The organism is Jiangella sp. DSM 45060 (assembly GCF_900105175.1).
GTDB lineage: Bacteria > Actinomycetota > Actinomycetes > Jiangellales > Jiangellaceae > Jiangella.
Genome location: NZ_LT629771.1, coordinates 5,784,368 through 5,810,645 on the forward strand (window position 1 = coordinate 5,784,368; position 26,278 = coordinate 5,810,645).

Genomic DNA, 26,278 nt, shown 5'->3' on the forward strand with positions numbered 1-26,278 from the left:
TCAGCTCAGGTCGAGCTCGCGCAGCGCGTCCTGGATGCCGCGGTGGATGGTCGGGTAGGCGTAGATCATGTGCCGCAGTTGCTCGACCGGCACCCGGCCGTGCACCGCGACCGACAGCGCGCCGAGCACCTCGCCGCCGGTCGGGCCGGCCGACGTGGCGCCGACCAGCACGCCCTGACCGGCGTCGGCGACCAGCTTGATGAAGCCGTCGTTGCCAGCCTTGTGGATCCAGCCGCGCGATGTCGACGGCACCTGCGTGCTGCCGGTGCGGACGTCCAGCCCCTGCTCGCGCGCCTGCGCCTCGGTGAGGCCGACGGCGCCGATCTCGGGGTCCATGAACGTCACCCGGGGCAGCGCGCGGTAGTCGGCCGGCGGGCCGTCCTGGCCGAGGATGGCGCGGGTGACGATGTCGGCCTGGTAGGTGGCCATGTGGGTGAACGCGCCGTGCCCCGTGACGTCGCCGACGCCCCAGAGCCGCTCGCCGGCCCGCAGGTGGTCGTCGACCTCGAGGAACCGGGCGGAGGGGTCGAGGCCGACAGTGTCGACGCCGATGGCCGCGAGGTCGGTGCGCCGGCCGACGGACACCAGCAGCTTCTCGGCGCTCAGCTCGGAGCCGTCGCCGAGCGTGAGGGTGAACGACTCGCCGTCGTGGCGGACGGCCTCGGCGCCGGCGCCGACGCGCACCTCGACGCCCTCGGCCGTCAGCACGCGCGCGGCCAGCTCGGACGACTCGGGCTCTTCGACGCCGAGCAGGCGGTCGGCGGCCTCGACGACGGTGATCCGCACGCCGAACCGGCCCAGCGCCTGCGCCAGCTCCAGCCCGATGGCGCCGCCGCCGAGCACCAGCAGCGACGCCGGCAGCTCCTTGGCCCGGACGGCGTCCTGGTTGGTCCAGTACGGGGTGCCGGCCAGACCGTCGATCGGCGGCACGAACGGCGCCGTCCCGGTGCCGACGACCACCGCGCGGCTGGCCTCGTACGTCGTCCCGCCGGCCTCGACCCGGCCCGGACCGTCCAGGCGGCCCCAGCCGCGGACGAACCGCACGCCCTTGCCGACGAGGCGGTCGACGGCGACCTGGTCGTTCCAGTCGTCGGTGGCTTCGTCGCGAATCCGTGCGGCGACCGGCGCCCAGTCGGGCGTGACGTCCGCGTGGCCGGCCATGCCGTCGACGCGGCGCCCCTCGGCCAGCAGATCGGCCGCCCGGATGATCATCTTGGTCGGGATGCAGCCGTAGTAGGGGCATTCGCCGCCGACCAGCCGGCCCTCGATGCCGACCACGTTCAGACCCGCCTCGGCCAGCGATCCGGCGACCTGCTCGCCACCGACACCGAGCCCCAGCACGACCACATCGACCTGCTCGCTCATCGCACCTCCCATGTTGCCGCCGAGCCTATGTCGATTCCGTTACGGCTCGTTCGTCAACGGTGATAGACAGCCACCGAGACGGAAGGACGAGCGTCATGAAGTACATGCTCATGCTGTTCGAGCGGGACACCGACTGGGACGCGGTGCCGGAGGCCGAGCGTGCGGCGGCGCTGGACGAGCACGGGGCGTTCATCACCTACCTGCGCGAGCGCGGCATCGAGTTCTCCGGCGAGGCGCTGCGGCCGTCCACGACCGCGACCACGCTGCGCCCGGCCGGGCCGGACCAGGAGCTGCTGGTGACGGACGGGCCGTACGTCGAACTGAAGGAGAATCTCGCCGGCTTCTACATCGTCGAGGCCGCCGATCTCGACGACGCCGTCGAGATCGCCCGGCACTGCCCGACCGGCACCGGGACGGAGATCCGGCCGCTGTGGGACACCGGGATGTGACCGACGCCGTCGCCGACGCGCACCGCCGGGGCTGGGCCCGGGTCCTGGCCACGGTGGTGCGGGTCACCCGCGACCTCGACGCCGCCGAGGACGCCGTCCAGGACGCGTTCGCGGCGGCCGTCGAGCGGTGGCCGGTTGAAGGCGTGCCGGACGACACGACGGCCTGGCTGACCACCGTCGCCCGGAACCGGGCGCTGGACGCGCTGCGGCGGGAGCGGACGCTGGCCCGCAAGCTGCCGCTGCTCATCGTCCCCGGCGACGACGCACCGGCCGGCCGCGAGGCGATCGAGGACGAGCGGCTGCGGCTGGTGTTCACGTGCTGCCATCCGGCGCTGTCGCTGCCCAGCCGGGTCGCGCTGACGCTGCGCCTGGTCTGCGGCGTCCCCACGCCGGACGTCGCGCGGCTGTTCCTCGTCTCGCAACCGACCATGGCGGCGCGGCTGACGCGGGCGAAGAAGAAGATCCAGGCCGCCGGGATCCCGTACAAGGTGCCGGCGGAGCACGAGCTGCCCGACCGGCTGCCCGCCGCGCTGGCGGTGGTGACGCTGCTGCTCACCGAGGGCCACACGGCGTCGCGAGGTGCCGGGCTGGGCCGGCCCGAACTCGTCCGGACGGCGACCGAGCTGGCTGAGGTCCTCGCCGAGCTGATGCCGGACGAGGCCGAGGTGCTGGGCCTGCTGGCGACCGTGCGGCTGGCCACGGCCCGGCGGCCGGCCCGCCTCGACGACGACGGCGGGCTCGTGCTGCTGTCGTCGCAGGACCGGTCGCGCTGGGACCGTTCGCTGATCGCCGACGGGTGCGCGCTGGCGGCCCGGGCGATGCGGCGGGCGGTGCCGGGGCGGGCCGGGCCGTACGCGCTGCAGGCGGCGATCGCGGCTGTGCACTCGGAGGCGGCGACCTACGAGGCGACCGACTGGCCCCAGATCGTCGCGCTGTACGACCTGCTGCTGACCGTGGCCCCGTCGCCGGTGACCCGGCTGGCCCGGGTGGCGGCGTGGTCGTATGTGGCCGGGCCGGAGTTGGCGCTCTCCGAGGTGGCCTCGCTGGCCGCCGATGCGCGGCTGAGCGGGTACTACGGCGTGCCGGCCGTCCGCGCCGACCTGCTGCGGCGGCTGGGCCGGACGACGGAAGCGGCGGCCTCCTACGAGGAAGCCGCCGCCTTGACCGCCAACGAGGTGGAACGGTCGTACCTGCTCGCTCAGGCCGCCGCCGTCCGCAGGACGGGACGGCGGCCCGAGTAGGCGCGGGCGTCCGGACACGAGCTCGGCGAACCGCCGATGGGTGCGGCACTCGTCTGCCGCGAGTCTGTCGGTGCCCGCGCGTAGGTTGGACCCACCCGGTCCGGGGCGGGGCGTGCCCACCCCGCGCGCGGCGCAAACCCCACTGTGGCCGGCCGCCTCACCGGCGTCCATTCACGCGCCCCGAACCGGGTGGCGACGGCGATCTGCGCCACTGGCGCCGAAGGCACACCCGGCGGCGCTGGTGCGGACGCGAGTCTGTCGGTGCCCGCGCGTAGGTTGGACCCACCCGGTCCAGGGCGGGGCGTGCCCACCCCGCGCACGGCGCAACCACACTGCGGCCGGCCGCCCTCGCCGGCGCCCGCTCAGTCCGATAAGGCGCCGCTCAGCGAGCGCTGTAGCGCCGCCGGAACTTCTCGACCTGGCCCGCGGAGTCCAGGATCCGCGTCCGCCCCGTGTAGAACGGGTGGCTCGCGGCCGAGATCTCGACGTCGACGACGGGGTAGGTGTTGCCGTCGTCCCACAGGAGGGTCTGGTCGGTGCGGGCGGTCGAGCGAGTGAGGAACGCCAGGCCGGCGTCGGCGTCGCGGTAGACGACCGGACGGTAGTCGGGGTGGATGTGCTTCTTCACGACAGCCTCCTTCTGATTGTCGTTCTCAACAACACGACCCGGCCGCCGGACATTCCCGCGAGCGCCCCGGCCCGGTATCCTCGACGACGTGCCGACCTACGAGTTCCGCTGCCGCTCCTGCGGCTCGACCTTCGACGTCGTGCGGCCCATGGCCGACGCGAGCGCCGCGGCCCTCTGCCCGGCCGGCCATGACGACACCGTGAAGCTGCTGACCACCGTGGGCCTGGCCGGGCGAACCGGCGGCGACTCCGCACCTGCGGGCGGCGGCTGCTGCGGCGGTGCCTGCGGCTGCGGCTGACCGTACGACAGGTCCAGGCCGGCAACGGAGCCGGCCGAGGGGGGACCGCCATGAACGTCCACCACCACGCCATCGTCATCAACTGGGCCGACGAGGCCGAGCGGTTGTGCGCCGCCGTCACCGACGACGCCGACTGGTACACGTCCGTCGCCCGCGAGCTGGCCCGGCCCGGCGACCGGCTGGCCGTCGACATCGGCTGCGGCGGCGCCGGCATGGCGGTCGCGCTGGGCGCCGCGCTGCCGCCGTCCGCGTTCGTGGTCGGGGTCGACGGCGACGGCGACGTGCTCGACGCGGCGCGCCGGCGCATCGTCGAGACCGGGGTCGACGACGGCCACATCCGGCTGCTGCGCGCTGACCTCGACACCGACCTCGCCGTGCTGCCCCTGGTGGCGCGAGGCGCGGACATCATCTGGGCGTCGTCGTCGATCCACCATCTCGCCGACCAGCAGGCGGCCATCGACGCGCTGGCGGCGCTGCTCGCGCCCGGCGGCCGGCTCGCGCTGGCCGAGGGCGGGCTGCCCGCGCAGCACCTGCCGTGGGACGTCGGCGTCGGCGAGCCCGGCCTCGAGGTGCGGCTGGCCGCCGCCGAGGACCGCTGGTTCGCGCGCATGCGGGCCGGCGTCCCGGGCAGCGTCGCGATGCCGTACGGCTGGTGCACCGCGCTGCGCCGGGCCGGCCTCGTCGACGTCACCACGAAGACGTTCACGTTCGAGCGGCCGGTGCCGCTGTGCGACGAGGACCTGCGCTCGGTGCTGCTGAGCCTGCGGCACCGGGTCGCCGTCGCGGACGAGGAACTGCGCCCGGACGACGAGGCGGCGTGGGCCCGGCTGCTCGACCCCGAGGACGACGCGTGGCTGGGCCACCGCGACGACGTGTGCTCGCTCAGCGCGCGCAGTGTCCACGTCGGACACCGCGCCGCCGCCTAGGGTGTGTCCCCCAAGTCCATGGCCTGGGAGACACACCCTAGCTGCGGCGCATCGCCCACGGCGAACGCCGGGAATTGAGCGTGGTCGACTCAAGTTATAGCCGTCAGACCTGGTGATCCCAGGTACTCTGACCACGAAGGAGAGTCGCCATGAGCACCACCCTCGCACCGTTCGCCGACGTCGACCGCCTGTTCCGCACGTTCTGGGACGCGCCCGTCGCCACCGGCTCCACCAAGGGGTTCGCCCCCGCCGCCGACCTCGCCCGCGAGGGCGACGACCTGGTGGCCCGCTTCGACCTCCCGGGCATCGACCCGGAGAACGACGTCACGGTCGAGGTCGAGGGGCGCCGGCTGGTCGTCCGCGGCGAGCGCAAGGACGTCCGCGACGAGAACGGCACCGGCCGCCGGGTCCGTGAGGTGCGTTACGGCAGCTTCCGCCGCACCGTCGCGCTACCTGGAGCGGCCGACCCGAGCGCCGTCAGCGCGAGCTACGACGCCGGCGTCCTCACCGTGACGGTGTCCGGCGTCTACGCGGGCACCTCGCCCACCCGCATCGAGGTGCAGCGCGCCGCCTGACGCAAGGCGGAACACCGACGGCCGGGGCGGTCCACAGCGGACCGCCCCGGCCGTTTCGCGTCCCCCGGGTCCCGTGGGGGTCGCGGCGGTGTCAGGGCTCGATGCCGACCACGGAGTCGACCCGCAGCGGCGTGCCCTGCTGGCAGGTGGTCATGACGTCGGTCTGCACCTCGCCGGTGATCTGCACCTCGCGGCCGGATGCGATCAGCTCCTGGTCTCCGCCGATCAGCAGGTAGCCGTCGAGCAGCCAGCAGCCGGCCTCGACGCCGGGGGTCGGGAACCCGGTCAGCTGGACCGGGCCCTCGGGCACGGTGGTGGGCTGCGGGACGGGGGTGTCGGACGGCAGCGGCGTGGTGCCCGGGTCGGTCGGGACCGACGTCGGGACGTCGGTGGGAAGGTCCTCGGGCGGCGTCGGCTCATCGGTGGGCACCGACGGCGTGACGCTGGGCTCACCGGACGGCGTGGACGTGGCCGTCGGGTCGTCGCCGCCCGTGGCGGGCACGTCGTCGCCACACGCCGTCAGCAGCAGGACCGTCGCCGCCACGGCAGCCGTCAGCACCCCGTTCAGCCTCACGATGATCAGACGTCCGGCGCCCCGTCGCGGTTCCGGAGACATCACCTAGGGTGAACGCGTGATCTGGACCGTCGCCACTTCTACCGGGCCCCTCGTCGTCCGCGAGCAGCTGGAGCCCGACGACGAGCCCGGGCTGCTGGAGCTCTTCGCCGCCTGCGACGACTGGTTCGAGGCGACCACCGGCGGCCCGTCCGGCCCCGGCGACGTGCAGAGCCTGTTCTACGCGCTGCCCGAGGGCGCGTCGTTCGAGGACAAGCGGCTGTTCACGATCCGCGACGGCGAGAAGATCGTCGGGCTGATCGACGCCGTGCTCGGGCACCCGCACCGCACCGCCGTCGCGGTCGGCCTGTTCCTGGTGGCGCCGTCGCACCGCGGCCGCGGCGTCGGCGCCGCCGTCGCACGGGTCCTGCTGGCCGAGGCCCGCGAGAGCGGCCTCGACACCGTCACCGCGTCGGCGTACGACGCCTGGCCGCCGGGCCAGGCGTTCCTGCGCACGCTCGGGTTCACCGTCGGGCCGCCGGCCGAGCCGTCCGGCAATCGCGCCAGCGCCCCCGGCGAGCAGCCGGTGCGGAAGGCGACGCTGACGCTGGGCGGGTGAGCCGCCCCGGCCGCCCGGGGCCACACGGGCCTTCGTACCCTGGGCTGGCATGAACTGGTTGGCAGCCCGGCGCAGACGCAGTATGGCCCAGCGTGAGCTCACATCGCTCGCCGCACTGATGGGCATGGAGACGGCACCCCGATGGACGCCGGGCCGGCTCGCCGAGATCGACCAGCACGCCGCCGCGGTCCGCGACATCCTCGTCCTCGACGGCCACGGCCTGGGCTCGATCGCGCTCGCCGATTACGCGCGCGGCGTCGAGGACGTCGCCCGGGAGGGCGGCTGGCACCCCGGCGACGACGACTGGGTGTCGCTGCGCTTGGCCGGAGTGTGCCTGCTGGCCATGGCCGGTGGGGCCATGGCCAGCATCGAGGACGGCGACGCCGCGCTCTCCTGAGCGGCACCTCCGCCGCTCCTACGGGTAGTCGCGCGGCGACGAGCCCGGGTACGGCGCGGAGGTGTCCGGCCCCGTCCCCGTGTGCCGGCCGGTACCGGCCGGCGGCGCGCTCGTCGTCGACGGCGTCCCGCTCGGCGGCATCTCCGACGGCGGCACGCCGGCCGGCGCCTCCTGCGCCCGCAACGCGTCCTCGCGGCCGCGCTGGTAGGCCTCACTGCGCGTCCGCGCCTCCGGGATCTCCCGCTCGGCCCGGCTCAGCCAGCGCTCCCAGCGCTGCTCCATCGGCCGCAGCATCCCACCGCCGACACCGACGATGATCACGCCGGCGACCGTGGCGAGCACCGCGATCAGCACCGGAGTCGTCACGGTCGTGGCGACGCCGATCTGGTTCAGTGCCGCGATCACCCCGAGGGCGATGACGAAGACCTGCACGATCCGGGCGACCATGCGGCCATAGCTCAGCGCGCTCAGCGAACTGCCGACGAGGTCGGCGAGCGCGCTGGCGATCGCCGTCGCCACCACGACGATGACGACCGCGACGATCGCCTGCGGCAGCCAGGCCACGATGTCGGACAGCAGGTCGCTCACCGGATTGGGACCGAAGACGCCGAACGCCATCTGCAACGCGAGCAGCAGCACCGCGTAGTAGACCAACGTCGCGATCAGGCCGCTGGCATCGTACTTCGACTGCTCCAGCGCCCGCCGGACCCCGCCCCGCTCGACGGCGCGGTCGAAGCCGACCCGCTCGAGCACGACGTCGACCAGCTTGCGCAGCGCCTTCGCCACGAGCCAGCCGATGAAGAGGATCACCAGGAACGCGGCGAACTTGGGCAGGAACGTGATCACGGCGTTGAGAGCGTCGTCCCACGATTGCGTGATGTCCATCCGGCTCACATCCTTCCGGGCTGGGTCGGCGAACCGTCCATCGGCCGCCGGTCGCATGCCCTACCGGCACCCGGGACGCGTACCCCACCGGCCCCGATCCCACGCATACCGCTGCGAATCGGGCTCGCAAGGGCCAATATGCAACCAAGGGTTGCACAACGAGAGCGGCCGCCCTACAGTCATACGCAACCAATAGTTGCGAGAAGACGGGACAGCGCGATGGAGTACGGCAGCATCGAGCGGGAGCTCCACATCGAGGCCGCTCCCGAGATCGTCTACGAGGTCCTCAGCACACCCGAGCACCTGCGCGAATGGTGGCCCGACGACGCCGAGCTGGGCGCCGCGGTCCCCGGCGCCACGGGCTCCATCACCTTCGGCGACCCGGCCGGGCCCGACGCGAAGGTCGAGGCGATCACCGTCGTCGAGGCCGACCCGCCGCGGCGGTTCGCGTTCCGCTGGGTCTACGACGACGGCGCCGAGGCGACGGCGGGCAACTCGCTGCTGGTGACGTTCGACCTCGAGCCGTCCGGCACCGGAACGCGAGTGCGGTTCCGCGAGACCGGCTTCCGCGAACGCGGCTGGGAGGCGGCCGTGCTCGAGGAGATGTACCGCGGCAACGTCGCCGGCTGGGACCACTTCCTGCCGCGCCTCGTCGCGTACGTCGACCGGCTGGTCTCGGCGCCATGACCGCCCCGATCGACGACGAGCTCTGGTCGGCGGTCGGCGATCCGACCCGGCGGCGCATCCTCGACCTCCTGCTCGTCGGCGGCGGAGGCACGGCGACGACGCTGAGCGAACGGCTGCCGGTGTCGCGGCAGGCGGTCGCCAAGCACCTCGGCGTCCTCGACCGCGTCGGGCTCGTGCACGGCACGCCGTCGGGGCGGGAGCGCCGCTACGACGTCGACGAGGCCCAGCTGGCCCGCGCGGTCGCCCAACTGACCTCCGTCGGCGCCACATGGGACGCCCGGCTGGGCCGCATCAAGCGCCTTTCCGAGGAGATCCAGCGCCGACGTCAGGGCTGACCCCTGCGCTACGGCCCCCATCCGCCGTCACGACCGTGGCGGCGCCACCGAAGCGCGCCCGAAAACCGGGCGCCACCCCAGGAAGAGGACACACCATGGCCGAGATCCTGCACCGCATCGGGGCGACCGCCTCGCCCGACACCGTCTACGCGGCCCTGACCACGATCGACGGGCTGGCCGGCTGGTGGACCGCCAAGACCACCGACGCCGGCGACGACGTCATCAGGTTCCGCTTCGACGTGCCGCACGGCGAGGACGGCTTCGACATGAAGGTCCTGGAGACCGTCCCCGCCGAGCTGGTGCGCTGGGAGGTCGTCGACGGCCCGGCGGAGTGGGTCGGAACCCAGATCCGCTTCGACCTCAAGCAGGAGGACGACTTCACCATCGTGCTGTTCCGGCACGAGGGCTGGCGGGAGCCGGTCGAGTTCATGTACCACTGCAGCACGAAGTGGGCCACGTTCCTCATGAGCCTCAAGGAGTTCACCGAGACCGGCTCCGGCCGGCCCGCCCCCGACGACGTCCAGATCAGCAACTGGCACTAGGACCGGTTGCGGCGGTAGATCGTGACGAGGACGCCGTCGCCGTAGGTCGTGGCCTCGGACAGCTTCCACACGAGCTTGTCCGGGGTCGCGGCCCACAGCTTGCGGCCGTGGCCCAGGACGACGGGGAACGTCATGAGGTGGATCTCGTCGACGAGGTCGTGCGTGAGCAGCCCCTGGGCCAGCCGGATGCTGCCGGCCACCGAGATCTCGCCGTCGACCTCCCGCTTGAGCCGCGTCACCTCCTCGACGAGGTCACCGGAGAGCACGGTGGTGTTGGTCCACGTCGGGTCGGTGAGCGTGCTCGAGACGACGTACTTGGGCATGCTGTTGTACTTGTCGGCCAGCTCGCCCTCGTACTGCGGCCAGGCTGTGGAGAACCCGTCGTAGGTGGCGCGTCCCAGCAGCAGCGCGGTGGCGCCGAGCGCCTCGGTCTCCTTGAACCGCTCGCCGTCGGCGCCGCGGTCGAACTCGAAGCTCCAGTCCTGGTACTTGAAGTCCTCGCCGCCGGGCGCCTCGACGACACCGTCGAGCGAGATGAACTCGGTGAGCACGATCGTTCCCATGTCAGGCCTCCTTGACGAACGCGCGGAGCTCGGCGGCGAGCACCTTGGGCGTGGTGCTGTGCTCCGCACCCGGGACGACCCGGTGGGTCGCGGTGGGCAGGTGCTCGGCGATCGCCTGCGCCGCCGTGGCGAGGAACGGCCAGGTGTCCTTGCCGTTCATGACGAGGACCGGCACGTCGACGCGGTCCCACAGGCCGGCCCGCAGCGGCTTGCCGGACATCGCGTCGCCGACGTTGCGGCCGTCGTAGGCGATGGTGGGCGCGACCGCCTCGAGCACGGGCCACTCCGCGGGGTCCTGACGCAGCTCGGCGACCATCTCGTCCGGCAGGAGGACCGCCGCGGTCAGGAACAGGGCGACGGCGTCGCCGGGCCGGCCCGCGGCGACGGCGGCCTCGACCTGCTCGACGTAGTCGGCCGGCAGCGGCGGACGGGTGTCGTCGACGACGGCGTTCGGCTCGAACAGCGCGATGCGGGCGATCGGGACGCCGGCCTGCGCCGCGTTGAGGGCGAGGTTCCCGCCGGAGGACCAGCCGAACACCGTCGCCGGTCCCCCGCCGCCGGCCTGGTCGATGATCGCGGCGAGGTCGTCGAACTCGCGCTCGACGGCGTAGGGCAGGGTGTCGCCGCTCTCGCCGCGGCCGCGGCGGTCGTAGTTGATCACGAGGAACTCGTCGGCGAGCAGTTCCGCCGTCAGCGCGTTCTCGGGTGTGGTGGCGCGATAGGCGGTCACGCCGTCGATGATGACGATCGGGTGGCCGGCGCCCCACGCCGTGTAGGCGATGCGGGTGCCGTCGGCCGAGGTGATCGTGCCGTGGTGCATGGTCGTCGGGCCCTTCGTCCGGTGCTGCGGTGTCCGTCACCGCCACGACCGACGCTAGGGACCGTCCGCGTCGTCGGGCTTGTACAGGAGCGACAGGACGTCGTCGTCGGTGTCGCCCTGCCGCAGCTGGGTCGCGGTGCGGCCGATGAACCGCTGCAGCGAACGCGCCAGGTGCGGCTGGTCGTAGTAGCCGCACCGGTGCACGACGTCGAGCGGCTCCGCACCCTCGCCGAGCAGCACCGCGGCCTGGCGGGCGCGTTCGATCTGCCGGATCGCGCCCTGGGTGAGGCCGGTGGCGGCGGCCACCCGCCGCTGCACCGACCTGACGCCCACCCGGGCGATGCCGCCCCACACGACCTCGTCGACCATCGGATCGCGGACGATCACGCCGTCGCGCACCAGCCGCTGGACCAGCAGCTCGGCGTCGTCCGCGCCGGGGATCTCCCACTCGTCGCCGCCCAGCGCGAACGTCCGGGCGGTGACCCGCGACATCTCCAGCTCGCCGTCGACGAGCTCGGCGATCGGCAGCCTCGGCATCGACGTGCCGTGCGCGAACGCGATGCCGAATGCCTCCGAGTCGCCGGTGAACTCCGCGGTGGACGCGGACGTCTCCGGTCCGCGGACGCCGGCGTGCACGACACCGCCGTCGGTCCAGAACACCAGCTCCCAGGTCGACGACGCGACCGAGGTCATCCGCCCGGCGCCGGACGTGCGACCCCACCAGACCCGCGCCACGTAGGGCGAGTCCGACGCGCGATGACCGCTCTCGATCGGCATGCCGCGGGCCCCCGTCAGAGCCGGTGGGCCGGGGTGACCGTCTGGGTGTGGACGACGACGTCGAACCACTCGTCCAGGGTGCCGCCGTACGCGATCGACGCGACGCCGTACTCGGGCCGGCCACGCGTCACGATCGGGGCGTCGAGCCAGTCGCGCACCGCGGGCGGGCCGGCCCGGTCGATCCGCAGCACGAACCGCTCCGCGTCGACGTCGCCGAGCGGCTGCTCGAACCAGCCGTCGAGCGCCGGCGGCAGCTCGACGGTGGCGCCGTCGCCGGTCCGGTGGGTGCCGTGGTCGAAGGTGAACCCGATCGGCACGTAGCCGCGGCCGTACCAGTCCTCGAGGTACGAGCCCGCGCTGGCGAAGACGGTGTCGGGCTCGCCCGGCTCGGTGAGCGTCAGCCGCGGCGCGTCGGCGACGTGCGCCGAGGCCGCCCAGTAGACCGTGCGGGCGTCGGTGTGCCGCTGCCACCAGCGCACGTTCTCGGCCGCCCGGGCGTCGCGGTACGTCGGGATGTCACCCCACGGCAGGCTGAACGCCTCGTACCAGAAGCGGATCTGCCGCGCGTGGTGCGCGACGACCTCGTGCCCGGGCCCGGGGTCGATGGACGCGACGATGCGCTCGACCTCGTACGCGGCCTGGACGTACGGCGCCTTGTCCGGTTCTGCCATGTAGTCGCCCAGGTGCGCGCCGATGTCGTCGTTCTCGGGCTCCACCCACTCGTACTGCGACTCCAGGTCGGCCATCCGGTCCGGAGCGTTCGCCGCGACGTAGGCCGCGACGGCGTCGTAGGCGGCCAGCCCGGTCGCGAAGTACTCCGCCCCGGCGACCTCGACGTCGCCGGCATGCGTGTCGTTGTACCGGCGCAGCCACTGGAACAGGTCGCGGAGCTCGGTGGTCTGCCAGATGTCCTCGAGCGTGCCCAGCACGGCCTCGAGGTCGTCGCGGCGGCCGAGCACGTAGTCGTTCAGGGGTAGCGCGGCCGTCCAGTCCATCTCGAACGCGACCGCACGGACGCCTCCGTACGTGACGAGGTGCCGCAGGTAGCGCGCCTTCAGCTCGGTGACCTCGCCGATCAGGTGTCCAGGCTCGCCGAGCCCGATCAGCCGCGCGCCGGCGGTGGCCGCGGCGACCGTCAGGAGGTCGCGTCCGGGCCGGGCCGGATCGTCGGGGACGGGGACGGCGTGCCGCTCGGCCCACCGGGTGACCGGCGCGACGGGCTCCGCCGCCGGTGCGGGCACGGCCGTCCCCACCAGGGCGAGCGCGGCCGCTCCGGCGGCGAGGCCGAGCATGGTGCTACGGGTTCTCACGGGTACCTCCTGAGCGGGTGTGTGGAACCCCACGCTCGCGTGCGCGATGCTCGCACACATCCGTCAGGATGCGGCACCTCGGCTACGTCAGATGACGTACGGCGCGATGCCCTCGGGCGTCACGAGGCAGAACGGGTGGCCGACGGGGTCGGCGAACACCCGGTACCCGATCGGCTTGTCCGACGTCTCGAGCACCGAGCCACCGAGCTCGAGCACCCGCCGCTCGCCGACGTCGAGATCGGTGACGGTGAGGTCGAGATGCAGCTGCTGAGGCGGATCGCCGCGGTGCCAGTCGGGCGCGATGAAATGCCGGGTGCGCTGCAGCGACAACGTCAGCGGGCCGGCCTCGAGCTCGACCCAGTCAGGGGCGTCGCGCGTGCGTCGCGCACCGAGCAGCGCCTCGTAGAACGGCGCCAGCTCCCGCGGGTCGGGGCAATCGACGACGACGCCGATGATGGCTGCGATCATCCGCCCACCCTAGGCGCGGACCCGTCAGAGCTGGAGCGCGCGCGGCGGCGAGGCCAGCAGCTCCGCGTCCTCCCAGTCCATGCCGGGCACGTCGACGTACAGCTCGATCTCGTTGCCGTCGGGGTCGGCGATGTAGAGGCTGTGCGTCACCACGTGGTCGGTGGCGCCGAGCACCGTCGCGCCGGCCTCCTGCAGCGTACGCAGCGCCGCCCGCAGCTCGTCGTCGGACGTGCCGATCTTCAGGCCGAAGTGGTACAGCCCGACGCGGCGCCCGGCCGGCAGCGCCGCCGCGTCGGGGCCGACCTCGATCAGCAGCAGCTCGTGGTGGGTGCGGCCGGACGGCGCGTTGAACATGGCGAACGGCATCGGCAGCGGGCCGGACCCGTCGCCGTCCGGCTTCGGCAGCACCTGCCGCCAGCCGAGCACGTCGCGGTAGAACGCCACCGAACGCCGGATGTCGCGCACGTAGAGCACGAGGTGCCCCAGTTCCTTGACCTCCACAACCCCTCCTCGGAAAGTTGAACCTTCAACCATCATCGTATGCTGTGCGACGTGAGGTCGACGCGGTGGCTGAGTGAGGACGAACAGAAGGTGTGGCGGACCTACCTGCTGGCGAACCAGCTGCTGTGGGCGTCCCTGGACCGGCAACTGCAACGCGACGCCGGCATGCCGCACGCCTACTACATGATCCTCGCCATGCTCTCCGAGGCGCCGAACCGCGAGCTGACGATGTCGCGGCTGGCCCGCCTCGTCGGCTCGTCACCGAGCCGGCTGTCGCACGCCGTGTCCCGGCTGGAGCAGGCCGGCTGGGTGCGCCGCCGCAAGCACGAGACCGACGGCCGCACGACGGTCGCCTCGCTCACCGGCGACGGCTTCGCGGTGCTGGCCGAGGCCGCGCCGGGCCACGTCGAGGAGGTCCGCGGCATTCTCTTCGACCCGCTCACGCCGGAGCAGGTCGACCAGCTCGGCGAGATCGTCGCGGCGATCGTCGCGCCGCATGACGGCCGGGCCCCGCACGTGTGAGATGCTGCCCGCGGCGGCAGCCGCAGCCGGCCGACGACACCTCGACCACGCCGACTCGACGCGAGAGAGGGCAGCGCCCATGCGAGACATCGCCGTCTTCAGCGGCAGTGCCCACCCCGAACTGGCCGCCGAGATCTGCGCCCAGCTGGGCGCCGCCCTCAACCCCGTGCGCATCCAGCGCTTCGCCAACGACTGCCTCGAGGTGCAGCTGCAGGCGAACTGCCGCGAGCACGACGTGTTCCTGATCCAGCCGATCGTCCCGCCGGTCCAGGAGCACCTGGTCGAGCTGTTCCTCATGCTCGACGCCGCCCGGGGCGCCTCGGCCGCGCGCACCACCGTCGTCATGCCGCACTACGCCTACGCGCGGTCGGACAAGAAGGACGCCCCGCGCATCTCCATCGGCGGCCGGCTGATGGCCGACCTGCTCACCACGGCCGGCGCCAACCGCGTCCTGGCGATGACGCTGCACTCGCCGCAGGTGCACGGCTTCTTCAGCGTGCCGGTCGACCAGCTGCACGCGCTGCGCGAGCTGGCGGCGCACTTCCAGGGACACGACCTCTCCAACACCGTCGTCGTGTCGCCCGACCTCGGCAACGCCAAGCCGGCGTCGGCGTTCGCCCGCATGCTCGGCGTGCCCGTCGCGGCCGGCGCGAAGCAGCGCTTCGCCGACGACAAGGTGACGATCACCGCCATCATCGGCGAGGTCGAGGGCCGCGACATCATCGTGCTCGACGACGAGATCGCGAAGGGCAGCACGCTGATCGAGCTGATGGAGCGGCTGCGCGAACGCGACGCCCGGTCCATCCGCATCGCCTGCACGCACGGCCTGTTCGCCGACGACGCCCTGCGCCGCCTCGGCGACCAGCCGGACGTCGAGGAGATCGTCTGCACCAACACCGTCCCGCTGGCCAACGGCACCATGCACCCGAAGCTGACGGTGCTCTCCGTGGCGCCGCTGCTCGCGGAGGCGATCCGCCGCATCCACAACGGCGAGTCGGTGAGCGCGCTCTTCCACGACGCGTGAGAGGCAGCTCACGCGCATCACCGGGACCAATCCGGGCATTTCCCAGACGGCGCCCGAACCCGCCATCCATACTCAGTGCTCATGACGAGGAGTCAGTTCGAGACCATGACGGACTTCGCCGACCCGCTCACCGCTGTCACCCGCCGGGGCAGGCTCGTGCTCGCCCAGCGTGAGGGGTTCCTCGAGCTCGATGCCGCCGGCGAGCGGTTCGAGCTGCTCGGCCCGTTCGACAACGCCGCCGAACTGGGCGACGACGTCGAGATCACCGGCGTCGTGGCGCCGCAGGGCCGAGGCGCCCGCGACACCCCGGCGATGCTGGTACGGCACGTCCGCCGCGTCTGATCAGTCCCTGACAACAGCAAGCGGGCGGCCGAACCCGGCCGCCCGCTGCATGATCGTCTCCTGGCTACTCCGGCAGGCCGGTCTCGACCGGGTGCCCGGCGCGGACCCACGCCTGCGTGCCGCCTGCGACGTTGCGGACGTCGTAGCCCTGCGCGTCGAGGTAGTCGGCCACCTGGCCGCTGCGGCCGCCGACCGCGCACACGAGGTAGACGGTGCGGTCGCGCGGGATGTCGTCGATCTGCTCGATGACCGACCCCATGGGGATCAGCTGCACGCCGGGGATGTGCGCCTCGACGTACTCGCCCGGCTCGCGGACATCGACGATGGCCGCGCCGCCGTCCTTCCACACCGCCATCAGCTCGTCGACGGTGACCTCGGCGGCGCTCACGGGACGCTCACGAAGATGTGCGAGGCGTCGGCCGCCGACAGCTCGACGGTCTCGGTGCTGCGCACCTGCACGCCGTTGTCGGTGGTGGTGGCGCGCACGGTACGGCCGGGGACGATCTCGGCCTCGCGCAGGCTGGCCAGCAGCTTCTCGTCGACCTGCAACGGCTCGCCGATGTGCCGCACGACGACCTCGGCGCCGTCGGTGGTGCCGGCCTGGCGCAGCTGCCGGACGCCGGAGCGGAACTCTTCGACCTCGGTGGAGCTGCCGAGCTCGGCCAGACCCGGGATCGGGTTGCCGTAGGGATCGGCGGCCGGTTCGTGCAGGAGGTCGACGAGGCGGCGCTCGACCGCCTCGGAGACGACGTGCTCCCAGCGGCAGGCCTCGTTGTGCACCAGCTCCCAGTCGAGCCCGATGACGTCGACCAGCAGCCGCTCGACCAGGCGGTGCTTGCGCATGACGCGCATGGCCAGCAGCCGGCCCTTCTCGGACAGCTCGAGGTGACGGTCTTCGTCGACGTGCAGCAGGCCGTCGCGCTCCATGCGGGCGACGGTCTGGCTGACGGTGGGACCGGACTGGTGCAGCCGCTCGGCGATGCGCGCGCGGAGCGGGACGATGCCTTCCTCTTCGAGCTCGAAGATCGTCTTGAGGTACATCTCGGTCGTATCGATGAGGTCGCTCACCCGACGGCTCTCCTCGCATCACTCAGATTCCATGGCGCTGCGGCTGGTAGTGCCGTCGTTCGCCGATCGACCCGCCGGGGTCTCGGGTCGATACGTCGAGCTTATCGCGACCGCGTCTCGTTTCCGGTTTCGTTCGCTCACCGCACCTCCGGACCGAGACGCCGGGGCGCACCTCGTGACAGACTCACGGGGTGCCGGTGGTGAGCGTCCTGAGCCTCAAGGGCGGCGTCGGGAAGACGTCGGTCACGCTCGGGCTGGCCGGCGCGGCGGCCGCGCAGAAGCTGCGCTGCGTCGTCGTCGACCTCGACCCGCAGGGCAACGCCACCACGGTGCTGGCGCCCGACGGCGTGCGGTTCACCGCCAACGACGTCCTCAGCGGCGACCACCCCGTGGCCATCGGCGACGCGCTCACCGTCAGCGGCTGGGGCGAGCCGGTCCGCGTCCTCGCCGGCGAGCCCGCACTCGAGCGGCGCAACCACCCGCCCGACGGCCCGCCCGGACGCCACCACGTGCGCACCGCGCTGGCCGGCCTGCGCGACGCCGACCTCGTGCTGATCGACTGCCCGCCCAGCCTGGCCGAGCTGACCCGCAACGCGCTGGCGGCCAGCGACACCGCGCTCGTCGTCACCGAGCCGACGGCGTTCGCGCTGGCCGGCGCCCAGCAGGCGCTCGACGCCGTCGACGCCGTCCGCAGCGCCCACAACCTGCGGCTGCGGCCGGCCGGCATCGTCGTCAACCGGTTCCGGGCCGGCTCCGCCGAGCACCGGTACCGCCTCGACGAGCTGATCGCCGCCTACCGCGACCTCGTCATCGACCCCGTGCTGCCGGAACGCTCGGCCATCTCCCGCGCCCAGGGCGCCGGGTTGCCGGTGCAGCGCTGGCCGTCGCCGGGCGCGCGCGAGGCCGGCCGCATCTTCGCCGGCTACCTCACACTGCTGCTGAGCACGTCCCGGACCGGCGCCGGGCCGTTCTCGAAGGGGGTGTCCCGATGAGCTCGTCGCTTCCGCCGCCGCGGCCCGCGCTCGTCCGCCGTCCCGACGGCACCGTCCACTCCGCCGCGCCGCACCTCTCCTCGCTCTCCGTCGACGACGCCGCCGTCGCGAAGGCGGTCAAGAAGCACAAGAAGAAGAAGGCCCATCCCGGCGACGACGACGCTGAGGTCGTGGTCACGCTGTCCAAGCGCGACCGCAAGCGGCTGCGGCGCAAGGCCGACGGCTACGGCTGGACGGCGGAGGAAGCAGCCGCGCACGTCCTTCGTGCGTGGGCCGATGAGTAGGCCGGGCTACACGGTCCTGCAGGTTCCGGTGCCGGCTCTGGAGACGTTCGTCCGCGGCCGGTTCGAGCACTACGACCGCGCGTACGTCTCCCCCGACCCGGCGTTCACGCACGCGCACATCACGGCGCTGGCGCCGTTCCTGCCGGCGCCCGATCCCGCCGCGCTGGACACCGTGGCGGCCATCGCCGCGGCCGCGTCGCCGATCACGTTCACGCTGCGCCGGCTGGAGACGTTCCCGAACGGCATCGTCTACCTCGCGCCCGAGCCGGCCGACCCGTTCCGCGCGCTCACCGAGGCGCTCGTCGCGGCGTTCCCGCAGTGCCCGCCGTACGGCGGCGAGTTCCCCGACGTCGTGCCGCACCTCACCCTCGACCAGCTCTCGGCGGACGTGTCGGTGGCGTCGACCCGCGACGCCCTGGGCGGCACCGTCCCCGTCACGTGCGTCGCCGACCGTGTCGACCTCGCGTGGTACCAGCCGGAACGGTCGCGGCTGCTGGCCAGCTTCGCCCTAGGGTGACCACTCGCCGCGGGCCATGACGGCGTCGACGGCGAGGTCCGCGTCGAGCACGACGAGGTCGGCGTCGAGGCCGGGGGCGAGCGCGCCGGTGCGGTCGTCGAGGCCGAGCAGCCGGGCCGGCGTGGCAGACGTCGCTCGCACCGCCTCGGGCACGGTGAACCCGGCCTGCTGGACGGCGAAGCGGAAGGCGTGGTCCATGGTGAGCGTGCTGCCGGCGATGGAGCCGCCCTCGACCAGCCGGGCCACCCCGTTCTCGACGCGCACCGACAGCTCGCCGAGCACGTACTCGCCGTCGCCGATGTCCGTCGCGTCCATGGCGTCGGTGACCAGCGCGATGCGGGCAGGGCCGGCCGCGCTGCGCACCATGCGGGCGATCGCGGCATGCAGGTGGACGCCGTCCAGGATCAGCTCGACGGTGACCCGCTCGTCCTCCAGCAGCGCGACGATGGGGCCCGGGTCGCGATGGTGGACCGGCGCCATCGCGTTGAACAGGTGCGTCGCGACCGTCGCCCCGGCGTCGATCGCCTGCCTCGTCACGTCGTAGGTGGCGTCGGTGTGCCCGACGGCGGCGACGGCGCCCGCCGCGACGACCGCGCGGACCGCGTCGAGCCCGTGGTCGAGCTCGGGCGCGAGGGTGACCATGCGGACGGTGCCGTGGCCGGCCTTCAGCAGCCGGTCGACGGCGTCCGGCTCGGGCACGCGGAGGGCGCGCTCGTCGTGGGCGCCCTTGCGGGCCGGCGAGATCCACGGCCCCTCCAGGTGCACGCCCGCGATGAGGCCCTCGCCGGTCAGCTCGGCCAGCACCCGCACGTCGTGCTCGAGCGCGTCGTACTCGCCGGTGACCAGGCTCGCGACGATGGACGTGGTGCCGTGGCGGCGGTGCGTGGCGACGAACGTGCGCACGGCCTCGTCGTCGGCGCCCACCACGGTGCCGCCGCCCCCGCCGTGCGTGTGCATGTCGACGAACCCGGGCACCAGCCAGCGACCGCCGAGGTCGCGGTCGGGGCTCGCCGGCGGCGGGCCGGACCCGAGCGCGGCGATGCGCCCGCCGTCGGTCTGCAGCCAGCCGTCCTCCACCACACCGTCGGGCGTGACCATCTGCGCACCGGCGATCACCGTCATGCGTTCCTCCTGGCTCTTTCGTCTCGATGCGCACCGTATCGCTACCCTCGGTGACCATGACGGTGACGGTGCGGTCCCGGTTCCGCGGTCCCACGACGTCGGGCAACGGCGGGTACGTGGCCGGCCTGCTGGCGAGCCGCCTCGGCGACGGTCCGGCGACCGTCACGCTGCGGACGCCGCCGCCACTGGACACACCGCTGACGGTGCGGTCGTCGGCGCCCGACGCCCTGGAGCTGTTCGACGGCTCCACCCTGGTCGCCGTCGTCGCCACCGCCCCCGACGACCTCGCCGCCGTCCCGCCCGTCCCCGTCGAGGAGGTCGCGGAGATCTCGGCGCGGTACCCGGGCTTCACCGCCCACCCGTTCCCCGAGTGCTTCGTCTGCGGCCCGGAGCGCTCCCCCGACGACGGACTCAGACTGTTCCCCGGTCGCGTCGGCGACGGCCGCACCGCCTGCCTCTGGTCCGTCGCCGCCGACGTCGCCGGCGCCCCCGAGTTCGTCTGGGCCGCTCTCGACTGCCCCGGCGGCTGGTCGGCGCCCATCGAGGGCCGCCCCATGGTGCTCGGCCGCATCACCGCCGCCGTCTCGGACCTCCCGCTGCCCAGCGAGTCGTGCCTGGTCATGGGCGCGCTCGTCGGCACCGAGGGCCGCAAGACCTGGACCGACTCCACCCTCTACGGCGCCGACGGCCGGGTGCTCGGCCGGGCCCGATCCACCTGGATCGCGATCGCCTGACTCACCCTGTTTTGTTCCCGCGTTCACCCCGCGAAAAAGGCGTTGCCGCGGGGTCGGGTGGGCGCATAACGTGGTGGGCACACGGAGAGGAGGTGGTCCAGTAGATGAATAGCTATCGGACTCGTGAGGTGGCTGCTCGCTAGCAGCCCTGCTCGTCGCAGGACTTGGGGGTGACCCCAGCGGTTCGCCGGCTTGGTTGCTGGCACTACCGAGCAGTCACCCGACCCGTGGGCTCCCGGCGCTGGTCCGTCCGGGCCACGACTGACGACCGTGTGTCGCTCAGCGTGGAAGCAGCCCACGGGTCGTCCCATTTCTGGGGACGTTCCCGGCGCCCGCCGCTGGGCGCGGCACCGCCGGCCGGCCTTTCGATCGGCCGGCGCTGATGTCGATCGCCGGAATCGCGTTCTGCCCGTCGCCGCACGCCGCCAGCACGCGCTCGCGCGCTCTCGAAGCGGCCGGCGCGCAACGTGAGCGGGCAGCGAACCTCTGCCACAGCCTCGCCGGCCGCCACCCCAGCGAACCCGCACCGCAGCCCTGCCGCCACCCAGCGAGCCACGCCGATAGCCGAGCTGGCCGCGACCCAAGCAGGCCAAGCGGCAGCCGGCGGGCAACGAGCCGCGCAGAGCCGCTCGCCAGCCCGCCAGCCCGCCAGCCCGCCAGCTCGCCCGCTCGCCCGCCAGCCCGCTCGCCCGCTCGCCCGCCAGCCCGCTCGCCCGCCAGCCCGCTGGCCCGCTGGCCCGCTGCGCTACAAGCGCAGCGGCGCGTTCACGGCGCGAGGTTGTCGGTGCCCGCCCGTAGGGTGGGCCCCACCCGGGCCGGGAGGGGTCGACTTACCACCACGCGACGCGACTCTGGTGCCGTCGTCTGATCCGCGCCGTTTCCGCGCCCCGTCGTTGGTGCTCGGTCAGCCGCTCAGCGACGTGCCCGGACTCTCACGCCAAGATCGTCCAGGTTTTGTGGCGTGATCACCCGAATCCTGGATGATCTCGGCGCGGCAGCGGCCAGCGGACCCGTCACCAAAGCGGAGCCGGTGGCCGGACCCACCCAGCCAGCGTGAGCGGCCAGCGGTCCCGTCTGCGCAATGGAGCCGGTAGCAACGCCGGGCCACCCGACAGCGGCCAGCGGACCCGTCACCACAGCGGAGCCGGTAGCCGGAACACCATCTGCGACCCGTGAACGGCCAGCGGACCCGAACCCCTGCAGAGCTGGAAGCCGGGCCCATCTTCCGGCCGGCCCCCTGATGCTGCTTTCACGGGGGCGCGGGTGGCCGGGTCAAGCGGTCCTCCGTCGCGCGAAGCGCCAAGCAGAAGGTCCGCTTGAGGCGGCCTCCCGCGCCCTCGACAATGGAGAGCAGCAGGGGGCAGGCCAACGCGGCAAACCCAACGAACGGGCGCCCGGCCAACGCGCCCCGGTCCACGGCCCACGGAACTCAGGGAGCGAGCCGCTCCACCACCCAGGCGTCATCCGGGCCGCCGGAAGCACGCCGATACCGCAGCCGATCATGCAGCCGCGCCACCCCGCCCTGCCAGAACTCCACGGTGTCGGGCACCACCCGGTAGCCGCTCCAGAAGTCGGGCAGCGGCACCTCGTCGGGGAACCGCTCGCCCACCGCCGCGGCCGCCGCCTCGAGGTCGGCGCGGGTGCCGATGACCGCGGACTGGTGGCTGGCCCAGGCACCGATCTGGGACTCCCGCGGCCGGGTCAGCCAGTACGCCAGCGTTGCCTCCCGGGACACCGCCGAGGCGGCGCCGCAGACGAGGACCTGGCGTTCCATGGCGATCCACGGGAAGCACAGCGACACCCACGGGTTGGCCGCGATCTCCGTCGCCTTGCGGGAACCGGTGTTGGTGAAGAAGACGAAAGCGCCGTCGTCGATGCCCTTGAGCAGCACCGTTCGGCTGCTGGGCCGGCCGTCGGCGCTGGTGGTGCCGAGGACCATGGCGTTGGGCTCGGCCATGCCCATGGTGACGGCGTCGTGCAGCCAGGCGCGGAACTCGTCGAACGGGTCGGGCGCGAGGTCGCCTTCGAGCAGCCGCCCGGACGTGTACCGGCGGCGCATGCGCGGCAGTCCTTCCTCCACGTCCTCCACTCTGTCACCCCCGCCAGACAGAACGCCGCCCACCACAGGGACGTGGCGGAGGCCACTGTGGGAAACCGCACATTCACATTGTCGCAACTTGTGGAGAGCCACCAGTTGCGGGGCATGATGGTCGTGGGGGCCCGCGAGCGCACCACGAATGGAGATGTCAATGACCGAGGTCAAGCATGGCCTTGAGGGTGTCGTAGCGTTCGAGACCCAGATCGCCGAGCCGGACAAGGAAGGCGGTGCGCTCCGCTACCGCGGGGTCGACATCGACGACCTGGTCGGCCGGGTGCCGTTCGGCAACGTGTGGGGTCTGCTGGTCGACGGCGCGTTCGATCCCGGCCTGCCGCCGGCCGAGCCGCTGGAGCTGCCGGTCCGCACCGGCGACGTCCGGGTCGACGTGCAGAGCTCGGTCGCCACGCTGGCGCCGCTCTGGGGCTTCCAGCCGCTGCTCGACACCAGCGACGACGACGCCCGCGACCAGCTGGCGCGCAGCGCGTCCGCCATGCTCTCGTTCGTCGCCCAGTCGGCGCGCGTCGGCGCCGGTCAGGCGCCTGTTCCCGACGACGTCGTGGCGCGGGCGGGCAGCATCGTCGAGCAGTTCATGGTGCGCTGGCGCGGCGAGCCCGACCCCCGCCACACCGCTGCCGTCGACGCCTACCTGACGTCCGCCGCCGAGCACGGCATGAACGCGTCGACGTTCACTGGACGAGTGGTCGCGTCCACAGGCGCCGACGTCGCCGCGTCGCTGTCCGCGGCCGTCGGCGCGATGAGCGGCCCGCTGCACGGCGGCGCCCCGTCGCGGGTGCTGGCCATGATCGAGGAGATCGAGCGCACCGGCGACCCCGTCGGATACGTGAAGGGCATCCTCGACCGCGGCGAGCGGCTCATGGGCTTCGGTCACCGCGTCTACCGCGCCGAGGACCCCCGTGCCCGCACGCTGCGCCGCGTCGCCCGCGAGCTGGGCGCGCCCCGCTACGAGGTCGCCGAGGCGTTCGAGAAGGCCGCGCTGTCGGAGCTGCACGAGCGCAAGCCCGACCGCGTGCTCGCCACCAACGTGGAGTTCTGGGCCGCCATCGTGCTCGACTTCGCCGAGGTCCCGGCGAACATGTTCACGTCGATGTTCACCTCGGCCCGCACGGCCGGCTGGTGCGCGCACATCCTCGAGCAGAAGAAGACCGGCCGGCTGGTCCGCCCGTCCGCCAAGTACACCGGCCCGGGCGCCCGCACCCCCGACACCGTCCCCGGCTGGAGCCCTGCCTGGGCCGCCTGACCACCAGCGACGTACGACGCCACGCGCCGGTCCGTGTCATCTGACGGACCGGCGCTCGCATGCCCGGGAACATGCGGCACAATGGCCTACCTGACAGTGTCGTCACACTTCCGTAACCCACCGGACACCCGACACGGAGCGCAGCCATGACCGACACTGTGCAGATCCCCGACGACCTCAAGCCCGCCGACGGCCGGTTCGGCGCGGGCCCGAGCAAGGTCCGTCCCGAGGCGCTGGCCGCCCTCGCCGCCCAGGGCGGCGCCGTCCTCGGCACCTCGCACCGGCAGGCGCCGGTGAAGAACCTGGTCCGCCGCGTCCGCGAGGGCGTCGCCGCCCTGCTGGGCCTGCCCGAGGGCTACCGGGTCGTGCTCGGCAACGGCGGCACCACGGCGTTCTGGGACGCGGCCGCGTTCGGCCTGGTCCGCCAGAAGGCGCAGCACCTCTCCTTCGGCGAGTTCTCGTCGAAGTTCGGCACCGTCACGAAGACCGCGCCGTGGCTCGACGAGCCCAGCATCGTCAAGGCCGAGCCGGGCTCGCTGCCCGTGCCCGTGGCCGAGGACGGCGTCGACGTCTACGCGTGGCCGCACAACGAGACCTCCACCGGCGTCATGGCACCCGTCCGCCGGGTCCAGGGCGCCGCCGACGACGCACTGGTACTCATCGACGCCACCAGCGGCGCGGGCGGCCTGCCGGTCGACCCCACCCAGGCCGACGTCTACTACTTCGCGCCGCAGAAGAACTTCGGCTCCGACGGCGGCCTCTGGATCGCGGCGTTCTCGCCGGCCGCGCTGGCCCGGGTCGAGGAGATCGCCGCCACCGACCGGTACGTCCCGGCGTTCCTCGACCTCCCGACCGCGGTCGACAACTCCGCCAAGGACCAGACGTACAACACCCCAGCCGTGGCGACGCTGTTCCTGCTGGCCGAGCAGCTCGACTGGCTCAACGGCAACGGCGGCCTCGAGTTCGCCGTCGGCCGCACCACGGCGTCGTCGGGCCACCTGTACAGCTGGGCCGACAAGACCCCGTACACCACGCCGTACGTCAGCGACCCCAACGCGCGCTCGCTGGTGGTCGGCACCATCGACTTCGACGACAGCATCGACGCCGCCGCGGTGGCGAAGGTGCTGCGCGCCAACGGCATCGTCGACGTCGAGCCGTACCGCAAGCTGGGCCGCAACCAGCTGCGCGTCGCGATGTTCCCGGCGGTCGACCCCGCCGACGTCGAGGCGCTGACCGCGTGCATCGATTTCGTCGTCGAGAAGCTCGGCGCGTAGGTCACCGAAACTGTCAATAACAACGCCCGGCCGCGATTCGTGTCAGCGGCCGGGCGCGTTGTTGGTTCCACTTACTCGCAGGAACCCATTCCCCCGTCGTGTTCCTGACACAACCATAGAGGTCGGCGACGACTAGGGGGATCATCCGTTCGGTCCCTCTGACGGTCGGCCACGCGGTCAGCAATCTACGGCAGTAGAACGTCGATTCGTGCTGGCAGGAGGCCCGCACGCAACGTATTTGCAACGCCAGATCACTTAGTCATCGACTTGGTCACTGAACGGTGAATTCACCGCGACGACCAGCGGTTCGGCGCGCGGAGACCGACGCGTAAGCTGACCCCGACGACCCTGTGAAGGAGGCGGCCACGGTGCGCCCGAAGACCACCCGGCAACTGGTGACCGCGGCCTTGGTCCTCATGGTGCTCGTCGTCGCGGTGGCGACCCTGTTCTGACGGTGTCAGCGGCGGCCGGTCAGCGCGAAGCGGGCCAGCGGCTCGTACCGCGGGCTGTGCCCCGGCCCGCCGGGGTGCGACCGGAACAGTGTCACGGCGCCGGCGTCCCACCACGGTCCCGCGTACGACGCGAGCCGCGCAACGTACGGCCGCAGGTCGGCGCCGCCGCGGCCGCGAGCATCGCCACGCCCGCGTACATCGCCACGCCCGCGGGCGTCACCGCGGGCGCGGGCCAGTGTGACGTGCGGCCGGAACCGCTGCCGGTCGTCCGTCCCGACGCCGGTCCGGCGGCCGGCGGCGCCCGCCGACCCCGCCAGCGCGCGCAGAGCGGCGCCGTCGCCGTCGATGCCGGCCCAGAGCACCGTCCGGCCGAACCGTCCGGCGCCGGCGATGCGCGCCCGTGTCGCCGGGTGCCGGCGGGCCGCCCGGGCCAGCCGCTCGGTCAGCTCGTCGACCTGGTCCACGCCGACCTCGCCGTAGAACGCGAGCGTCAGGTGCCAGCCGGCCGGGTCGGACCAGCGCAGCACGTCGTCGCGCACGCCGTCGACGGCGGCGGCCAGCTGCGCCACCGCCTCGGGCGACGGCTCGATCGCGGCGAACAGCCTCACGCGCCAACAATTGCATGGCGCGGCCGCGGCGGGCGCTGCCACCA

34 protein-coding genes are annotated in these 26,278 nt (G+C 73.0%); 19 read left to right on the top strand and 15 right to left on the bottom strand.

Going from position 1 to position 26,278, the window contains the following annotated elements; all coding sequences use genetic code 11:
- Positions 1 to 1,365, bottom strand: coding sequence for an NAD(P)/FAD-dependent oxidoreductase (locus BLU82_RS25820; protein WP_092623834.1), 1,365 nt, complete (start codon positions 1,363 to 1,365; stop codon positions 1 to 3).
- A 95-nt stretch (positions 1,366 to 1,460) separates the two neighbouring features.
- On the opposite strand from BLU82_RS25820, the gene BLU82_RS35300 reads away from it, so the two are divergent.
- Together BLU82_RS35300 and BLU82_RS25825 are read left to right on the top strand one after the other, a co-directional pair.
- Positions 1,461 to 1,814, top strand: coding sequence for a YciI family protein (locus BLU82_RS35300; protein ID WP_197682469.1), 354 nt, complete (start codon positions 1,461 to 1,463; stop codon positions 1,812 to 1,814).
- Positions 1,811 to 3,055: an RNA polymerase sigma factor gene (locus BLU82_RS25825; RefSeq protein ID WP_197682470.1), complete on the top strand. Its 1,245-nt coding sequence runs from the start codon at positions 1,811 to 1,813 to the stop codon at positions 3,053 to 3,055. The genes BLU82_RS35300 and BLU82_RS25825 overlap by 4 nt, the downstream gene beginning before the upstream one ends.
- 382 nt (positions 3,056 to 3,437) lie before the next feature.
- Here BLU82_RS25825 and BLU82_RS25830 read toward each other — a convergent pair whose 3' ends face one another.
- Complete coding sequence (locus tag BLU82_RS25830; RefSeq protein ID WP_092623836.1) at positions 3,438 to 3,683, bottom strand: type B 50S ribosomal protein L31; 246 nt, start codon at positions 3,681 to 3,683, stop codon at positions 3,438 to 3,440.
- An 88-nt stretch (positions 3,684 to 3,771) separates the two neighbouring features.
- On the opposite strand from BLU82_RS25830, the gene BLU82_RS25835 reads away from it, so the two are divergent.
- From BLU82_RS25835 to BLU82_RS25845, 3 genes are all read left to right on the top strand, one after another.
- Complete coding sequence (locus tag BLU82_RS25835; protein WP_092623837.1) at positions 3,772 to 3,981, top strand: zinc ribbon domain-containing protein; 210 nt, start codon at positions 3,772 to 3,774, stop codon at positions 3,979 to 3,981.
- A 50-nt stretch (positions 3,982 to 4,031) separates the two neighbouring features.
- On the top strand, positions 4,032 to 4,907 hold the full coding sequence (locus tag BLU82_RS25840; RefSeq protein ID WP_092623838.1) for a methyltransferase: 876 nt from the start codon (positions 4,032 to 4,034) through the stop codon (positions 4,905 to 4,907).
- A 149-nt stretch (positions 4,908 to 5,056) separates the two neighbouring features.
- On the top strand, positions 5,057 to 5,482 hold the full coding sequence (locus BLU82_RS25845; RefSeq protein ID WP_092623839.1) for an Hsp20/alpha crystallin family protein: 426 nt from the start codon (positions 5,057 to 5,059) through the stop codon (positions 5,480 to 5,482).
- A gap of 91 nt (positions 5,483 to 5,573) precedes the next feature.
- Here BLU82_RS25845 and BLU82_RS25850 read toward each other — a convergent pair whose 3' ends face one another.
- Entirely contained in the window at positions 5,574 to 6,056 is a 483-nt protein-coding gene (locus tag BLU82_RS25850) for a hypothetical protein (RefSeq protein ID WP_092623840.1), read from the bottom strand.
- Between the two features lie 58 nt (positions 6,057 to 6,114).
- Between BLU82_RS25850 and BLU82_RS25855 the strand changes: the two genes are divergently transcribed.
- Both BLU82_RS25855 and BLU82_RS25860 read left to right on the top strand, forming a co-directional pair.
- Positions 6,115 to 6,654 (top strand): GNAT family N-acetyltransferase, encoded by a 540-nt coding sequence (locus BLU82_RS25855; RefSeq protein WP_197682471.1) that lies wholly within the window; start codon positions 6,115 to 6,117, stop codon positions 6,652 to 6,654.
- Positions 6,655 to 6,778: 124 nt separating this feature from the next.
- Entirely contained in the window at positions 6,779 to 7,051 is a 273-nt protein-coding gene (locus BLU82_RS25860; RefSeq protein WP_157741265.1) for a DUF6401 family natural product biosynthesis protein, read from the top strand.
- Positions 7,052 to 7,069: 18 nt separating this feature from the next.
- Here BLU82_RS25860 and BLU82_RS25865 read toward each other — a convergent pair whose 3' ends face one another.
- Positions 7,070 to 7,936: a hypothetical protein gene (locus tag BLU82_RS25865; RefSeq protein WP_092623842.1), complete on the bottom strand. Its 867-nt coding sequence runs from the start codon at positions 7,934 to 7,936 to the stop codon at positions 7,070 to 7,072.
- A gap of 219 nt (positions 7,937 to 8,155) precedes the next feature.
- Between BLU82_RS25865 and BLU82_RS25870 the strand changes: the two genes are divergently transcribed.
- The 3 genes from BLU82_RS25870 (at position 8,156) to BLU82_RS25880 (ending at position 9,500) form a co-directional block, all read left to right on the top strand.
- Positions 8,156 to 8,623 (top strand): SRPBCC family protein, encoded by a 468-nt coding sequence (locus tag BLU82_RS25870; RefSeq protein WP_092623843.1) that lies wholly within the window; start codon positions 8,156 to 8,158, stop codon positions 8,621 to 8,623.
- On the top strand, positions 8,620 to 8,958 hold the full coding sequence (locus tag BLU82_RS25875; protein ID WP_092623844.1) for a metalloregulator ArsR/SmtB family transcription factor: 339 nt from the start codon (positions 8,620 to 8,622) through the stop codon (positions 8,956 to 8,958). The genes BLU82_RS25870 and BLU82_RS25875 overlap by 4 nt, the downstream gene beginning before the upstream one ends.
- Before the next feature lie 95 nt (positions 8,959 to 9,053).
- Positions 9,054 to 9,500 (top strand): SRPBCC domain-containing protein, encoded by a 447-nt coding sequence (locus tag BLU82_RS25880; protein ID WP_092623845.1) that lies wholly within the window; start codon positions 9,054 to 9,056, stop codon positions 9,498 to 9,500.
- Here BLU82_RS25880 and BLU82_RS25885 read toward each other — a convergent pair.
- The 6 genes from BLU82_RS25885 to BLU82_RS25910 form a co-directional block, all read right to left on the bottom strand.
- Complete coding sequence (locus BLU82_RS25885) at positions 9,497 to 10,063, bottom strand: dihydrofolate reductase family protein (protein WP_092623846.1); 567 nt, start codon at positions 10,061 to 10,063, stop codon at positions 9,497 to 9,499. The two genes, BLU82_RS25880 and BLU82_RS25885, sit on opposite strands and share 4 nt — an antisense overlap.
- Position 10,064: 1 nt before the next feature.
- A complete protein-coding gene (locus tag BLU82_RS25890; protein WP_092623847.1) occupies positions 10,065 to 10,883 on the bottom strand; it encodes an alpha/beta fold hydrolase in 819 nt (272 codons plus the stop codon).
- A gap of 54 nt (positions 10,884 to 10,937) precedes the next feature.
- The gene (locus BLU82_RS25895) at positions 10,938 to 11,660 is read right to left on the bottom strand and encodes a helix-turn-helix domain-containing protein (RefSeq protein WP_092623848.1); all 723 of its coding nucleotides are present in this window, start codon (positions 11,658 to 11,660) and stop codon (positions 10,938 to 10,940) included.
- Positions 11,661 to 11,674: 14 nt separating this feature from the next.
- A complete protein-coding gene (locus BLU82_RS25900) occupies positions 11,675 to 12,970 on the bottom strand; it encodes an erythromycin esterase family protein (RefSeq protein WP_157741266.1) in 1,296 nt (431 codons plus the stop codon).
- A gap of 87 nt (positions 12,971 to 13,057) precedes the next feature.
- On the bottom strand, positions 13,058 to 13,438 hold the full coding sequence (locus BLU82_RS25905) for a VOC family protein (protein WP_092623850.1): 381 nt from the start codon (positions 13,436 to 13,438) through the stop codon (positions 13,058 to 13,060).
- 24 nt (positions 13,439 to 13,462) lie between these two features.
- On the bottom strand, positions 13,463 to 13,939 hold the full coding sequence (locus BLU82_RS25910) for a VOC family protein (RefSeq protein WP_092623851.1): 477 nt from the start codon (positions 13,937 to 13,939) through the stop codon (positions 13,463 to 13,465).
- 51 nt (positions 13,940 to 13,990) lie between these two features.
- On the opposite strand from BLU82_RS25910, the gene BLU82_RS25915 reads away from it, so the two are divergent.
- From BLU82_RS25915 to BLU82_RS25925, 3 genes are all read left to right on the top strand, one after another.
- Positions 13,991 to 14,461 carry a MarR family winged helix-turn-helix transcriptional regulator gene (locus BLU82_RS25915; protein WP_197682472.1) on the top strand — a complete coding sequence of 157 codons (471 nt, stop codon included), beginning with the start codon at positions 13,991 to 13,993 and terminating at the stop codon, positions 14,459 to 14,461.
- Between the two features lie 79 nt (positions 14,462 to 14,540).
- The gene (locus BLU82_RS25920) at positions 14,541 to 15,485 is read left to right on the top strand and encodes a ribose-phosphate pyrophosphokinase (protein ID WP_092623853.1); all 945 of its coding nucleotides are present in this window, start codon (positions 14,541 to 14,543) and stop codon (positions 15,483 to 15,485) included.
- 81 nt (positions 15,486 to 15,566) lie between these two features.
- Positions 15,567 to 15,827, top strand: a complete 261-nt coding sequence (locus BLU82_RS25925) for a hypothetical protein (protein WP_141711326.1) — start codon at positions 15,567 to 15,569, stop codon at positions 15,825 to 15,827.
- Between the two features lie 64 nt (positions 15,828 to 15,891).
- On the opposite strand, the gene BLU82_RS25930 is transcribed toward BLU82_RS25925, so the two are convergent.
- Both BLU82_RS25930 and BLU82_RS25935 read right to left on the bottom strand, forming a co-directional pair.
- Entirely contained in the window at positions 15,892 to 16,215 is a 324-nt protein-coding gene (locus tag BLU82_RS25930) for a rhodanese-like domain-containing protein (protein WP_197682473.1), read from the bottom strand.
- Positions 16,212 to 16,895: a metal-dependent transcriptional regulator gene (locus tag BLU82_RS25935; protein ID WP_069108793.1), complete on the bottom strand. Its 684-nt coding sequence runs from the start codon at positions 16,893 to 16,895 to the stop codon at positions 16,212 to 16,214. Before BLU82_RS25935 ends, BLU82_RS25930 begins: the two co-directional genes overlap by 4 nt.
- Positions 16,896 to 17,095: 200 nt before the next feature.
- Here BLU82_RS25935 and BLU82_RS25940 point away from each other — a divergent pair, with 200 nt between their 5' ends.
- Genes BLU82_RS25940 through BLU82_RS25950 form a run of 3 tightly spaced genes read left to right on the top strand, consistent with a single transcriptional unit; the run spans position 17,096 to position 18,688 of the window.
- Positions 17,096 to 17,887: a ParA family protein gene (locus BLU82_RS25940; protein WP_157741267.1), complete on the top strand. Its 792-nt coding sequence runs from the start codon at positions 17,096 to 17,098 to the stop codon at positions 17,885 to 17,887.
- On the top strand, positions 17,884 to 18,171 hold the full coding sequence (locus tag BLU82_RS25945; protein ID WP_092623855.1) for a hypothetical protein: 288 nt from the start codon (positions 17,884 to 17,886) through the stop codon (positions 18,169 to 18,171). Before BLU82_RS25940 ends, BLU82_RS25945 begins: the two co-directional genes overlap by 4 nt.
- Entirely contained in the window at positions 18,164 to 18,688 is a 525-nt protein-coding gene (locus BLU82_RS25950) for a 2'-5' RNA ligase family protein (RefSeq protein WP_092623856.1), read from the top strand. The genes BLU82_RS25945 and BLU82_RS25950 overlap by 8 nt, the downstream gene beginning before the upstream one ends.
- Here the strand turns inward: BLU82_RS25950 and nagA are convergent.
- A complete protein-coding gene (gene nagA, locus BLU82_RS25955; RefSeq protein WP_092623857.1) occupies positions 18,680 to 19,810 on the bottom strand; it encodes an N-acetylglucosamine-6-phosphate deacetylase in 1,131 nt (376 codons plus the stop codon). The genes BLU82_RS25950 and nagA overlap by 9 nt on opposite strands.
- A gap of 56 nt (positions 19,811 to 19,866) precedes the next feature.
- On the opposite strand from nagA, the gene BLU82_RS25960 reads away from it, so the two are divergent.
- The gene (locus BLU82_RS25960; protein WP_172885706.1) at positions 19,867 to 20,544 is read left to right on the top strand and encodes a hypothetical protein; all 678 of its coding nucleotides are present in this window, start codon (positions 19,867 to 19,869) and stop codon (positions 20,542 to 20,544) included.
- A 1,429-nt stretch (positions 20,545 to 21,973) separates the two neighbouring features.
- Here the strand turns inward: BLU82_RS25960 and pdxH are convergent.
- The gene (pdxH, locus tag BLU82_RS25965; protein ID WP_231947582.1) at positions 21,974 to 22,624 is read right to left on the bottom strand and encodes a pyridoxamine 5'-phosphate oxidase; all 651 of its coding nucleotides are present in this window, start codon (positions 22,622 to 22,624) and stop codon (positions 21,974 to 21,976) included.
- 169 nt (positions 22,625 to 22,793) lie between these two features.
- Here pdxH and BLU82_RS25970 point away from each other — a divergent pair, with 169 nt between their 5' ends.
- Together BLU82_RS25970 and serC are read left to right on the top strand one after the other, a co-directional pair.
- Positions 22,794 to 23,900: a citrate synthase 2 gene (locus BLU82_RS25970; RefSeq protein WP_092623860.1), complete on the top strand. Its 1,107-nt coding sequence runs from the start codon at positions 22,794 to 22,796 to the stop codon at positions 23,898 to 23,900.
- A 146-nt stretch (positions 23,901 to 24,046) separates the two neighbouring features.
- On the top strand, positions 24,047 to 25,174 hold the full coding sequence (serC, locus tag BLU82_RS25975) for a phosphoserine transaminase (RefSeq protein WP_092623861.1): 1,128 nt from the start codon (positions 24,047 to 24,049) through the stop codon (positions 25,172 to 25,174).
- A 457-nt stretch (positions 25,175 to 25,631) separates the two neighbouring features.
- Here the strand turns inward: serC and thpR are convergent, their stop codons facing one another.
- Positions 25,632 to 26,234, bottom strand: coding sequence for an RNA 2',3'-cyclic phosphodiesterase (gene thpR, locus BLU82_RS25980; protein WP_092623862.1), 603 nt, complete (start codon positions 26,232 to 26,234; stop codon positions 25,632 to 25,634).
- Positions 26,235 to 26,278: the final 44 nt, after the last annotated feature.